The sequence below is a fragment of the Shigella sonnei genome, assembly GCF_002950395.1.
In the GTDB taxonomy this organism is placed as follows: Bacteria; Pseudomonadota; Gammaproteobacteria; order Enterobacterales; family Enterobacteriaceae; genus ECMA0423.
On record NZ_CP026802.1, the window covers coordinates 2,568,237 to 2,580,742 of the forward strand.

A 12,506-nucleotide genomic window follows, 5' to 3' on the forward strand; every position below is an offset into this window, starting at 1 on the left:
TGCCCAACCTGGACCATGCTAAATTCACACCGTGCTGCGCGGCCTGATTAAATAGTGCATACGCTTTGGCATAATCCACCCGCACCTGCTCACCGTCGTAGTAGATACCCCCCAGCGCTAACGGAGCTTCTCTGTCACCTTGTTTAGCCGCTAACTCGAACCATTTAATCGCTTCCTGAACATCAGGTTTGGTATCATAACGAGGCTGATAATATTCCCAGCCTAACAGGCTCTGCGCGTCGATATCTCCCGATTCAGCCATTTTATGCAGTGTATTTATAACATCGGGAGCAGGTTTACCACCGTATATGCTGTCATACAATTCATGCGCTTTCTCGCTGGCCACCACGCTTGGTGAAACTATCAGCATTACAGAAAATAATATTCTTTTAGTTAACATGTATACCTTTATGTCCTCACTGTCATATATTTCCATAATAATTAACCACCAAATATCCATTTAATGAATAAATACAGTGCCATAAAGGTCCAAGTAATAAGCACACATTTAGCCTGAAACATTATCATCCATGTCACCAAATCGTTTATTTAGTGAGATAAAACTAGCATATTCGTAAGATAAAAAATGCACATGGCAATCAAGAAATGATATTATTACTTTTTTGATGTAAAACTATTTAGTTTTAAAATTCATTTTTTCAACATATAGAGCATTCATTTTATGAATGCAAAAAAACATACCTGACACACAAATTACTCTCCTCTGTAATATTTTCTCATTAACACTCTGTTGGTAATGACTCCAACTTATTGATAGTGTTTTATGTTCAGATAATGCCCGATGACTTTGTCATGCAGCTCCACCGATTTTGAGAACGACAGCGACTTCCGTCCCAGCCGTGCCAGGTGCTGCCTCAGATTCAGGTTATGCCGCTCAATTCGCTGCGTATATCGCTTGCTGATTACGTGCAGCTTTCCCTTCAGGCGGGATTCATACAGCGGCCAGCCATCCGTCATCCATATCACCACGTCAAAGGGTGACAGCAGGCTCATAAGACGCCCCAGCGTCGCCATAGTGCGTTCACCGAATACGTGCGCAACAACCGTCTTCCGGAGACTGTCATACGCGTAAAACAGCCAGCGCTGGCGCGATTTAGCCCCGACATAGCCCCACTGTTCGTCCATTTCCGCGCAGACGATGACGTCACTGCCCGGCTGTATGCGCGAGGTTACCGACTGCGGCCTGAGTTTTTTAAGTGACGTAAAATCGTGTTGAGGCCAACGCCCATAATGCGTGCAGTTGCCCGGCATCCAACGCCATTCATGGCCATATCAATGATTTTCTGGTGCGTACCGGGTTGAGAAGCGGTGTAAGTGAACTGCATTTGCCATGTTTTACGGCAGTGAGAGCAGAGATAGCGCTGATGTCCGGCAGTGCTTTTGCCGTTACGCACCACCCCGTCAGTAGCTGAACAGGAGGGACAGCTGATAGAAACAGAAGCCACTGGAGCACCTCAAAAACACCATCATACACTAAATCAGTAAGTTGGCAGCATCACCCACTCTGTTTACCCAACATGCGCTCCGCACTACACTATGTGGGCATTTTTTTAAGGGGTGGTAATGAACGATTATAAAATGACGCCAGGTGAGAGGCGCGCGACCTGGGGTTTAGGGACCGTATTCTCGTTGCGCATGCTGGGCATGTTTATGGTTCTGCCGGTTCTGACCACGTACGGCATGGCTCTGCAAGGTGCCAGCGAAGCATTAATCGGTATTGCCATTGGTATTTATGGTCTGACTCAGGCCGTTTTTCAGATTCCGTTTGGCCTGCTTTCCGACCGCATTGGTCGCAAACCATTAATTGTCGGTGGGCTGGCGGTGTTTGCCGCCGGTAGCGTTATCGCTGCGCTTTCCGACTCCATCTGGGGAATTATTCTGGGCCGGGCGCTACAAGGCTCTGGAGCAATTGCCGCCGCCGTTATGGCGCTGCTTTCCGATCTCACGCGCGAACAAAACCGCACCAAAGCGATGGCGTTTATCGGCGTGAGCTTTGGCATTACCTTTGCCATTGCGATGGTGCTTGGCCCGATCATCACTCACAAACTTGGGCTGCACGCGCTGTTCTGGATGATCGCTATTCTGGCAACAACCGGCATTGCGTTGACCATTTGGGTTGTGCCCAACAGTAGCACTCACGTACTTAATCGTGAGTCCGGAATGGTGAAAGGCAGTTTCAGTAAAGTGCTGGCGGAACCGCGGCTGCTGAAACTCAACTTTGGCATTATGTGTCTGCACATGCTTCTGATGTCTACGTTTGTTGCCCTGCCCGGACAGCTAGCTGATGCGGGGTTCCCGGCGGCTGAACACTGGAAGGTCTATCTGGCGACGATGTTAATCGCCTTTGGCTCGATCGTGCCTTTCATTATCTACGCTGAAGTTAAGCGCAAAATGAAGCAAGTCTTTGTCTTCTGCGTCGGGTTGATCGTGGTTGCGGAAATTGTGTTGTGGAACGCACAAACGCAGTTCTGGCAACTGGTGGTCGGCGTGCAGCTTTTCTTTGTGGCGTTTAATTTGATGGAAGCCCTTCTGCCCTCACTTATCAGTAAAGAGTCGCCAGCAGGTTACAAAGGTACGGCGATGGGTGTCTACTCCACCAGCCAGTTTCTTGGCGTGGCGATTGGCGGTTCGCTGGGCGGCTGGATTGACGGCATGTTTGACGGTCAGGGGGTATTTCTCGCTGGCGCAATGCTGGCCGCAGTGTGGCTGGCAGTCGCCAGTACCATGAAAGAACCGCCGTATGTCAGCAGTTTGCGCATTGAAATCCCGGCGGACATTGCCGCAAACGAAGCGTTAAAAGTGCGTTTGCTGGAAACTGAAGGCGTCAAAGAAGTGTTGATTGCAGAAGAAGAGCATTCAGCTTATGTGAAAATCGACAGCAAAGTGACAAATCGCTTTGAGGTTGAACAGGCAATTCGTCAGGCATAAAAAACGCGGCGAATTGCCTGCTGCGCTACGCTTACCAGGCCTACAAAGTTCTTGAGTTACAAACCGTTGTAGGCCGAATCAGGCGTTCATGCCGCATCTGACATGAACAAAACGCACATTGTCGCGATTAATCGCGGAAGTTTTTGAACTGGAACGGCTGGCCGAGATCGCCACCACGTACCATCGCCATGACAGCCTGCAAATCATCACGAGATTTGCCAGTCACACGGATCTCATCGCCCTGAATTTGCGCCTGCACTTTCAGTTTGCTGTCTTTAATCATCTTGACGATTTTCTTCTGGGTCGCGCTCTCAATGCCCTGTTTCAGTTTCGCTTCCACAAACCAGGTTTTACCGCTATGAACGATATTTTCCGGTACATCCAGTGAACTGCCTTCAATGCCGCGCTTCAGCAGCTTGGCACGCAGAATATCCAGCAACTGATTGACCTGGAAATCGGACTCGCTCAACACTTTGATGGTTTTGCTGGCGTCGTTCAGCTCAAATGAGGCTTCAACATTACGGAAGTCAAAACGGGACTCCACTTCGCGGCTCGCGTTATCGACCGCGTTACGTGCTTCCTGAAGATCAACTTCAGAGACAATATCGAAAGATGGCATCTTTTCCTCTCCCTTCATTTTTGATGCGAAGCATAATACCCGCAAAGTTAAATAACCGACAGTCCTGCACCAGGACGTATCCCTTAATTGTGCATAGTCACAACAGCATGCACAATTAAGGGATAGCCTTATTGAACACCCGGAGTGGTTGCGGGTGAGGAGGAACAATGAAAATTACCGTATTGGGATGCGGTGCCTTAGGGCAATTATGGCTTACAGCACTTTGTAAACAGGGTCACGAAGTTCAGGGCTGGCTGCGCGTACCGCAACCTTATTGTAGTGTGAATCTGGTTGAGACTGATGGTTCGATATTTAACGAATCGCTGACCGCCAACGATCCCGATTTTCTTGCCACCAGCGATCTGCTCCTGGTGACGCTGAAAGCATGGCAGGTTTCCGATGCCGTCAAAAGCCTCGCGTCCACACTGCCTGTAACCACGCCAATACTGTTAATTCACAACGGCATGGGCACCATCGAAGAGTTGCAAAACATTCAGCAGCCATTACTGATGGGCACCACCACCCATGCCGCCCGCCGCGACGGCAATGTCATTATTCATGTGGCAAACGGAATCACGCATATTGGTCCGGCACGGCAACAGGACGGCGATTACAGCTATCTGGCGGATATTTTGCAAACCGTGTTGCCTGACGTTGCCTGGCATAACAATATTCGCGCCGAGCTGTGGCGCAAGCTGGCCGTCAACTGTGTGATTAATCCACTGACCGCCATCTGGAATTGCCCGAATGGTGAATTACGTCATCATCCGCAAGAAATTATGCAGATATGCGAAGAAGTCGCGGCAGTGATCGAGCGCGAAGGGCATCATACTTCAGCAGAAGATTTGCGTGATTACGTGATGCAGGTGATTGATGCCACAGCGGAAAATATCTCGTCGATGTTGCAGGATATCCGCGCGCTGCGCCACACCGAAATCGACTATATCAATGGTTTTCTCTTACGCCGCGCCCGCGCGCATGGGATTGCCGTACCGGAAAACACCCGCCTGTTTGAAATGGTAAAAAGAAAGGAGAGTGAATATGAGCGCATCGGCACTGGTTTGCCTCGCCCCTGGTAGTGAAGAGACTGAAGCCGTCACCACTATCGATCTGCTGGTTCGCGGCGGTATCAAAGTCACCACTGCCAGCGTCGCCAGCGATGGCAACCTGGCCATTACCTGCTCGCGCGGCGTGAAGCTGCTGGCGGATGCGCCGCTGGTCGAGGTGGCTGATGGCGAATATGACGTGATCGTACTGCCTGGTGGCATTAAAGGCGCAGAGTGTTTTCGCGATAGTACCCTGCTGGTTGAAACCGTTAAACAGTTCCACCGTTCCGGGCGTATCGTCGCGGCTATTTGCGCCGCGCCAGCCACCGTGCTGGTACCGCACGATATCTTCCCGATTGGCAATATGACCGGCTTCCCGACGCTGAAAGACAAAATTCCCGCCGAACAATGGCAGGACAAGCGCGTCGTCTGGGATGCACGGGTAAAATTGCTGACCAGCCAGGGGCCGGGTACGGCTATTGATTTTGGTCTGAAAATTATCGACCTGCTGGTTGGGCGCGAGAAAGCCCATGAAGTGGCATCACAACTGGTGATGGCGGCAGGGATTTATAATTATTACGAGTAGTGTCGGATGCGGCAAACGTCGCATCTGACCAGATGCGACGTAAAAACCACAAATTATGGGCGATACACCTTCACATTGTTAAAGCCCTGCTCGCGCAGATAGAGCGCCTGCAGACGGCTCATCACCCCGCGCTCACACCACAGTAGCCAGGTTCTGTTCTGGTCGAGATCGCCAAATTTGGTGCTCAGTTTATAGAACGGCAGAGAAACCACGTCGATACCTTCAACCTTCAGCGGCTTATCTTCCTGCTCATCGACAGAACGGATATCGAGGATCACGTCGTTCGGGCCAAAGCCATTGACGGTTTCCACTTCCACCACTTCCTGCTCGGTCTGCTGGGCGATTTCGCGGATATCAACGTTATTCGCTTCCTCAACCACTTTATCGAGAATACTGAAGTCGAACTTCTCTTCTTCCGCTTCAATCTTCGATTTAACCGCTTTCACCGTCGGGCTTTTGGAGATCACGCCACAATATTCTGGCATCGTGCGAGCAAAGTCTTCAGTGCCAATCTGGCGGGCCAGGTTGATGATGTGCTCTTTGTCGTAAGAAATCAGCGGACGCAGGATCAGCGTATCAGAGACGTTATCAATCAGGCGCAGGTTGGTCAGCGTCTGACTGGACACCTGGCCGAGCGCTTCGCCGGTGACCAGCGCCTGTACGCCGTAACGTTCAGCCACTTTAGACGCGGCACGCACCATCATACGTTTGAGGATAACGCCCATCTGACCGTCGTCGATTTTCTCGAGAATTTCCCCGACGACCGGTTCGAAATTAATGGCGACAAAACGCACGCGGTGGGAGCTGCCAAAGCGGTTCCACAGATAATGCGCCACCTGACGCACGCCAATTTCATGCGCTGCGCCGCCGAGGTTAAAGAAGCAGTAATGCACGCGGCAGCCGCGACGCATCAACATATAACTGGAAACACCGGAGTCGAAACCACCGGAAATGAGCGACAGCACATCTTCCTGGGTGCCAATCGGGAAACCGCCAATACCTTCGTAGCGGCCTTTAATCAGCAGAAGACGATCGTCTTCCACTTCCAGATGGACAGTTACATCCGGGTTAGTCAGCTTCACGCGCGCGGATTCAATATGCTGATTTAAACCGCCGCCGACGTAACGTTCCACATCAATCGAGCTAAAATCATGTTTGCCACGGCGCTTCACGCGTACGCAGAAGGTTTTGCCTTCCAGCTGATCGCGATATTGAACCAACGCTTTCTCGAAAATATCGTGCATGTCGGTAAACGGCACGTCTTCGACTTCGAGAATATGGTGGATACCCGGAATACGGGTCAGGGCGTCGCGAATAGCCAGACGCTGTTTTTCATCTTTTGCGCGAACTTCGATGTTATCCCAGTGGCGGACGACAGCGAGCGTCTCATCATAGTGCTTTAAAACGTTACGAATGTTCCCGGTAAGGATTTTTATAAAGCGCAAGCGCACAGATTGGCTTTTGATGGTGATTTCCGGGAACAATTTAATGATAAACTTCATGGCGGCAATGGTTCGTTGGCAAGCCTTAAGCGACTTGTATAGGGAAAAATACAGCAGCCCACACCTGCGGCTGCATCCAGGCGCGGAAGTATACCACTAACATCGCTTTGCTGCGCACATCACCTTACCATTGCGCGTTATTTGCTATTTGCCCTGAGTCCGTTACCATGACGGGGCGAAAAATATTGAGAGTCAGACATTCATTATGCCGAAGAAAAATGAGGCGCCCGCCAGCTTTGAAAAGGCGCTGAGCGAGCTGGAACAGATTGTAACCCGTCTGGAAAGTGGCGACCTGCCGCTGGAAGAGGCGCTGAACGAGTTCGAACGCGGCGTGCAGCTGGCACGTCAGGGGCAGGCCAAATTACAACAAGCCGAACAGCGCGTACAAATTCTGCTGTCTGACAATGAAGACGCCTCTCTACCCCCTTTTACACCGGACAATGAGTAATGGACTTTCCGCAGCAACTTGAAGCCTGCGTTAAGCAGGCCAACCAGGCGCTGAGCCGTTTTATCGCCCCACTGCCCTTTCAGAACACTCCCGTGGTCGAAACCATGCAGTATGGCGCATTATTAGGTGGTAAGCGCCTGCGACCTTTTCTGGTTTATGCCACCGGTCATATGTTCGGCGTTAGCACAAACACGCTGGACGCACCCGCTGCCGCCGTTGAGTGTATCCACGCTTACTCATTAATTCATGATGATTTACCGGCGATGGATGATGACGATCTGCGTCGCGGTTTGCCGACCTGCCATGTGAAGTTTGGCGAAGCAAACGCGATTCTCGCTGGCGACGCTTTACAAACGCTGGCGTTCTCGATTTTAAGCGATGCCGATATGCCGGAAGTGTCGGACCGCGACAGAATTTCGATGATTTCAGAACTGGCAAGCGCCAGCGGTATTGCCGGAATGTGCGGTGGTCAGGCATTAGATTTAGATGCGGAAGGCAAACACGTACCTCTGGACGCACTCGAGCGTATTCATCGTCATAAAACCGGCGCATTGATTCGCGCCGCCGTTCGCCTTGGTGCATTAAGCGCCGGAGATAAAGGGCGTCGTGCTCTGCCAGTACTCGACAAGTACGCAGAGAGCATCGGCCTTGCCTTCCAGGTTCAGGATGACATCCTGGATGTGGTGGGAGATACTGCAACGTTGGGAAAACGCCAGGGTGCCGACCAGCAACTTGGTAAAAGTACCTACCCTGCACTTCTGGGTCTTGAGCAAGCCCGGAAGAAAGCCCGGGATCTGATCGACGATGCCCGCCAGTCGCTGAAACAACTGGCTGAACAATCACTCGATACCTCGGCACTGGAAGCGCTAGCGGACTACATCATCCAGCGTAATAAATAAACAATAAGTATTAATAGGCCCCTGATGAGTTTTGATATTGCCAAATACCCGACCCTGGCACTGGTCGACTCCACCCAGGAGTTACGACTGTTGCCGAAAGAGAGTTTACCGAAACTCTGCGACGAACTGCGCCGCTATTTACTCGACAGCGTGAGCCGTTCCAGCGGGCACTTCGCCTCCGGGCTGGGCACGGTCGAACTGACCGTGGCGCTGCACTATGTCTACAACACCCCGTTTGACCAATTGATTTGGGATGTGGGGCATCAGGCTTATCCGCATAAAATTTTGACCGGACGCCGCGACAAAATCGGCACCATCCGTCAGAAAGGCGGTCTGCATCCGTTCCCGTGGCGCGGCGAAAGCGAATATGACGTATTAAGCGTCGGGCATTCATCAACCTCCATCAGTGCCGGAATTGGTATTGCGGTTACTGCCGAGAAAGAAGGCAAAAATCGCCGCACCGTCTGTGTCATTGGCGATGGCGCGATTACCGCTGGCATGGCGTTTGAAGCGATGAATCACGCGGGCGATATCCGTCCTGATATGCTGGTGGTCCTCAACGACAATGAAATGTCGATTTCCGAAAATGTCGGCGCGCTCAATAACCATCTGGCACAGCTGCTTTCCGGTAAGCTTTACTCTTCGCTGCGCGAAGGCGGGAAAAAAGTTTTCTCTGGCGTTCCGCCAATTAAAGAGCTGCTCAAACGTACCGAAGAACATATTAAAGGCATGGTAGTGCCTGGCACGTTGTTTGAAGAGCTGGGCTTTAACTACATCGGCCCGGTTGACGGTCACGATGTGCTGGGGCTTATCACCACGCTGAAGAACATGCGCGACCTGAAAGGCCCGCAGTTCCTGCATATCATGACCAAAAAAGGTCGTGGTTATGAACCGGCAGAAAAAGACCCCATCACTTTCCACGCCGTGCCTAAATTTGATCCCTCCAGCGGTTGTTTGCCGAAAAGTAGCGGCGGTTTGCCGAGCTATTCAAAAATCTTTGGCGACTGGTTGTGCGAAACGGCAGCGAAAGACAACAAGCTGATGGCGATTACTCCGGCGATGCGTGAAGGTTCCGGCATGGTCGAGTTTTCACGTAAATTCCCGGATCGTTACTTCGACGTGGCAATCGCCGAGCAACACGCGGTGACCTTTGCCGCCGGTCTGGCGATTGGTGGGTACAAACCCATTGTCGCGATTTACTCCACTTTCCTGCAACGCGCCTATGATCAGGTGCTGCATGACGTGGCGATTCAAAAGCTCCCGGTCCTGTTCGCCATCGACCGCGCGGGCATTGTTGGTGCTGACGGTCAAACCCATCAGGGCGCTTTTGACCTCTCTTACCTGCGCTGCATACCGGAAATGGTCATTATGACCCCGAGCGATGAAAACGAATGTCGCCAGATGCTCTATACCGGCTATCACTATAACGACGGCCCGTCCGCGGTGCGCTACCCGCGCGGTAACGCGGTTGGCGTGGAACTGACGCCGCTGGAAAAACTGCCAATTGGCAAAGGCATTGTGAAGCGTCGTGGCGAGAAACTGGCGATCCTTAACTTTGGTACGCTGATGCCAGACGCGGCGAAAGTCGCTGAATCGCTGAACGCTACGCTGGTCGATATGCGTTTTGTGAAACCGCTTGATGAAGCGTTAATTCTGGAAATGGCCGCCAGCCATGAAGCGCTGGTCACCGTAGAAGAAAACGCCATTATGGGCGGCGCAGGCAGCGGCGTGAACGAAGTGCTAATGGCCCATCGTAAACCAGTACCCGTGCTGAACATTGGCCTGCCTGACTTCTTTATTCCACAAGGAACTCAGGAAGAAATGCGCGCCGAACTCGGCCTCGATGCCGCCGGTATGGAAGCCAAAATCAAGGCCTGGCTGGCATAATCCCTACTCCACTCCTGCTATGCTTAAGAAATTATTCATGGCAGGAGTGGCAGCATGCAATACAACCCCTTAGGAAAAACCGACCTTCGCGTTTCCCGACTTTGCCTCGGCTGTATGACCTTTGGCGAGCCAGATCGTGGTAATCACGCATGGACACTGCCGGAAGAGAGTAGCCGTCCCATCATTAAACGCGCGCTGGAAGGCGGCATAAATTTCTTTGATACCGCCAATAGCTATTCCGATGGCAGCAGCGAAGAGATCGTTGGTCGCGCACTGCGGGATTTCGCCCGTCGTGAAGACGTGGTCGTTGCGACGAAAGTGTTCCATCGCGTTGGTGATTTACCGGAAGGATTATCCCGTGCACAAATTTTGCGCTCTATCGACGACAGCCTGCGCCGTCTCGGCATGGATTATGTCGATATCCTGCAAATTCATCGCTGGGATTACAACACGCCGATCGAAGAGACGCTGGAAGCCCTGAACGACGTGGTAAAAGCCGGGAAAGCGCGTTATATCGGCGCGTCATCCATGCACGCTTCGCAGTTTGCTCAGGCCCTGAAGCTACAAAAACAGCACGGCTGGGCGCAGTTTATCAGTATGCAGGATCACTACAATCTGATTTATCGCGAAGAAGAGCGCGAGATGCTGCCTCTGTGTTATCAGGAGGGCGTGGCGGTGATTCCGTGGAGCCCGCTGGCGCGGGGGCGACTGACGCGTCCGTGGGGAGAAACTACCGCACGACTGGTGTCTGATGAGGTGGGGAAAAATCTCTATAAAGAAAGCGATGAAAATGACGCGCAGATCGCAGAGCGGTTAACGGGCGTCAGTGAAGAACTCGGTGCAACACGAGCACAAGTTGCGCTGGCCTGGTTATTGAGTAAACCGGGCATTGCCGCACCGATTATCGGTACATCGCGGGAAGAACAGCTTGATGAGCTGCTGAACGCGGTGGATATCACTTTGAAGCCAGAACAGATTGCCGAACTGGAAACGCCGTATAAACCGCATGCGGTCGTAGGATTTAAATAAGAGTCCAGGCCTGATGAGACGTGACAAGCGTCACATCAGGCATCGGTGCACAACTACGACAGAATACCCAGCGGCCAGTGATGACCGATAAAGTACAGGATGCCTGCGGAAATCACCCCGGCGACAATATCGTCGATCATGATCCCCATGCCGCCATGTACATTGCGATCAAACCAGCGGATCGGCCACGGCTTCCACATATCCAGAATACGGAAAATCACAAACCCGGCGGCAACCCACTGCCAGTCATTGGTCGGCAGCGCCATGAGCGTGATCCACATACCAATAAATTCGTCCCAGACAATGCTGCCGTGATCGTGCACGCCCATATCTTTCGCCGTTTGATGACAAAGATAGACGCCGATACAGATCCCCAACATCACCACCAGCGAGTAGAGCTGCCAGGGTAAAAAGGTCATCAGATACCAGAACGGAATCGCTGCCAGCGATCCCATCGTGCCAGGAACGATTGGGCTTAATCCACTTCCGAATCCGACAGCAAGCAGATGCCACGGATTACTCATCTTCAGGCGACTTTTCGCGACATCTTTATGGCGTGGCAAAATGGTCATATCCTTTCCAGTCAAACGTGACAGGTTCGCCGTCACGAATAAAACAAAGCCCTTCGATATCGGCGGTCATTTGCCCGATACAGGTAAACGGTACGCCAAGGTGTCCGAGAGCAACATCCAGCGCGCCACGGTTCAGTTCCGGCACCGTGAAACACAACTCGTAATCTTCACCGCCAGAGAGCGCCCAGCGCAGCGCCTGTTCCGGTTCAACATGGCGAGAAAGCGCATCAGAAAACGGCAGCAATGCTAGGTCAATACGTGCGCCGCAGTCGCTGGCTTTCACGATATGCCCGAGATCGGAAATCAGACCGTCAGAGAGATCGATAGCTGAATTTGCCAGATCGCGCAGTGCCTGCCCCTGTAAAATACGCGGCGATGGACGGAGATGACGTTTGATCAAGTAGTCAGCATCTTTAGCATCGGCAACCTGCAAACGGTTTTGCAAAATCGCCAGCCCGGCGGCGCTATCGCCCGGTGTACCGGTCACATAGATCCAGTCACCCGGTTTCGCCCCAGAGCGCGTTAAGGCTCGTCCCATCGGAACAAAGCCGTGGATACCCAACGTCATTGATAATGGCCCACGCGTGGTATCGCCGCCAATGAGTTGCATATCGTAATAATTGAGAAGATCAAACAAACTGTCGCTGAAGGACTCAAGCCACGCTTCGTCTACGTCCGGTAAGGTTAATGCCAGCGTCAGCCAGGCCGGATCGGCCCCCATCGCTGCCAGATCGCTTAGGTTCACCGCCAGTGCTTTATAAGCCAGATCAGCAGGATCGATATCAGGGAGGAAATGGTTACCCGCCACCAGCGTATCAGTGCTGATCGCCAGGGTCTGTTTCTCGGGGATATTGAGAAGTGCGCAATCGTCGCCGATGCCCAGTTCGACATCAAGACGAGAACTTCTTACACGGTCAAAATAACGGGCAATCAGGGAGAACTCGCCACATGCCATACGTTATGCCTCAG

General features: G+C 52.2%; 12 protein-coding genes and 1 pseudogene. 7 read left to right on the forward strand and 6 right to left on the reverse strand.

Annotated elements, in window-relative coordinates; all coding sequences use genetic code 11:
- Position 1 precedes the first annotated feature (1 nt).
- Positions 2 to 400 (reverse strand): annotated as a pseudogene (locus tag C1P89_RS13575) (SEL1-like repeat protein); the annotation flags it as partial.
- A 368-nt stretch (positions 401 to 768) separates the two neighbouring features.
- Positions 769 to 1,466 (reverse strand): IS1-like element IS1A family transposase gene (locus C1P89_RS13580; protein ID WP_237158176.1). Its coding sequence is split into 2 segments (ribosomal slippage): positions 769 to 1,217 and positions 1,217 to 1,466, totalling 699 coding nucleotides; the frame shifts between segments, so codons are not numbered across the junction.
- A 118-nt stretch (positions 1,467 to 1,584) separates the two neighbouring features.
- Between C1P89_RS13580 and C1P89_RS13585 the strand changes: the two genes are divergently transcribed.
- Positions 1,585 to 2,949, forward strand: coding sequence for an MFS transporter (locus C1P89_RS13585; protein ID WP_001000971.1), 1,365 nt, complete (start codon positions 1,585 to 1,587; stop codon positions 2,947 to 2,949).
- A gap of 127 nt (positions 2,950 to 3,076) precedes the next feature.
- Here C1P89_RS13585 and yajQ read toward each other — a convergent pair whose 3' ends face one another.
- Positions 3,077 to 3,568 carry a nucleotide binding protein YajQ gene (yajQ, locus tag C1P89_RS13590; protein WP_001138904.1) on the reverse strand — a complete coding sequence of 164 codons (492 nt, stop codon included), beginning with the start codon at positions 3,566 to 3,568 and terminating at the stop codon, positions 3,077 to 3,079.
- 167 nt (positions 3,569 to 3,735) lie between these two features.
- Between yajQ and panE the strand changes: the two genes are divergently transcribed.
- Positions 3,736 to 4,647, forward strand: a complete 912-nt coding sequence (panE, locus tag C1P89_RS13595) for a 2-dehydropantoate 2-reductase (protein ID WP_000705865.1) — start codon at positions 3,736 to 3,738, stop codon at positions 4,645 to 4,647.
- Positions 4,610 to 5,200, forward strand: coding sequence for a protein deglycase YajL (gene yajL / locus C1P89_RS13600; RefSeq protein ID WP_001276309.1), 591 nt, complete (start codon positions 4,610 to 4,612; stop codon positions 5,198 to 5,200). Before panE ends, yajL begins: the two co-directional genes overlap by 38 nt.
- A gap of 53 nt (positions 5,201 to 5,253) precedes the next feature.
- Here the strand turns inward: yajL and thiI are convergent, their stop codons facing one another.
- Positions 5,254 to 6,702, reverse strand: coding sequence for a tRNA uracil 4-sulfurtransferase ThiI (gene thiI / locus C1P89_RS13605; protein ID WP_000668643.1), 1,449 nt, complete (start codon positions 6,700 to 6,702; stop codon positions 5,254 to 5,256).
- A gap of 205 nt (positions 6,703 to 6,907) precedes the next feature.
- Here thiI and xseB point away from each other — a divergent pair, with 205 nt between their 5' ends.
- The 4 genes from xseB to yajO are packed head-to-tail and all read left to right on the forward strand — an operon-like array spanning position 6,908 to position 10,965.
- Positions 6,908 to 7,150, forward strand: coding sequence for an exodeoxyribonuclease VII small subunit (gene xseB / locus C1P89_RS13610; RefSeq protein ID WP_001124934.1), 243 nt, complete (start codon positions 6,908 to 6,910; stop codon positions 7,148 to 7,150).
- Positions 7,150 to 8,049, forward strand: a complete 900-nt coding sequence (gene ispA / locus C1P89_RS13615) for a (2E,6E)-farnesyl diphosphate synthase (RefSeq protein WP_000347217.1) — start codon at positions 7,150 to 7,152, stop codon at positions 8,047 to 8,049. The genes xseB and ispA overlap by 1 nt, the downstream gene beginning before the upstream one ends.
- Positions 8,050 to 8,073: 24 nt before the next feature.
- Positions 8,074 to 9,936: a 1-deoxy-D-xylulose-5-phosphate synthase gene (dxs, locus tag C1P89_RS13620; RefSeq protein WP_000006837.1), complete on the forward strand. Its 1,863-nt coding sequence runs from the start codon at positions 8,074 to 8,076 to the stop codon at positions 9,934 to 9,936.
- Between the two features lie 54 nt (positions 9,937 to 9,990).
- On the forward strand, positions 9,991 to 10,965 hold the full coding sequence (yajO, locus tag C1P89_RS13625; RefSeq protein WP_001199810.1) for a 1-deoxyxylulose-5-phosphate synthase YajO: 975 nt from the start codon (positions 9,991 to 9,993) through the stop codon (positions 10,963 to 10,965).
- Between the two features lie 53 nt (positions 10,966 to 11,018).
- On the opposite strand, the gene pgpA is transcribed toward yajO, so the two are convergent.
- Both pgpA and thiL read right to left on the reverse strand, forming a co-directional pair.
- Positions 11,019 to 11,537 (reverse strand): phosphatidylglycerophosphatase A, encoded by a 519-nt coding sequence (gene pgpA / locus C1P89_RS13630; protein ID WP_000154044.1) that lies wholly within the window; start codon positions 11,535 to 11,537, stop codon positions 11,019 to 11,021.
- Positions 11,515 to 12,492, reverse strand: a complete 978-nt coding sequence (gene thiL / locus C1P89_RS13635; protein ID WP_000742107.1) for a thiamine-phosphate kinase — start codon at positions 12,490 to 12,492, stop codon at positions 11,515 to 11,517. The genes pgpA and thiL overlap by 23 nt, the downstream gene beginning before the upstream one ends.
- Positions 12,493 to 12,506: the final 14 nt, after the last annotated feature.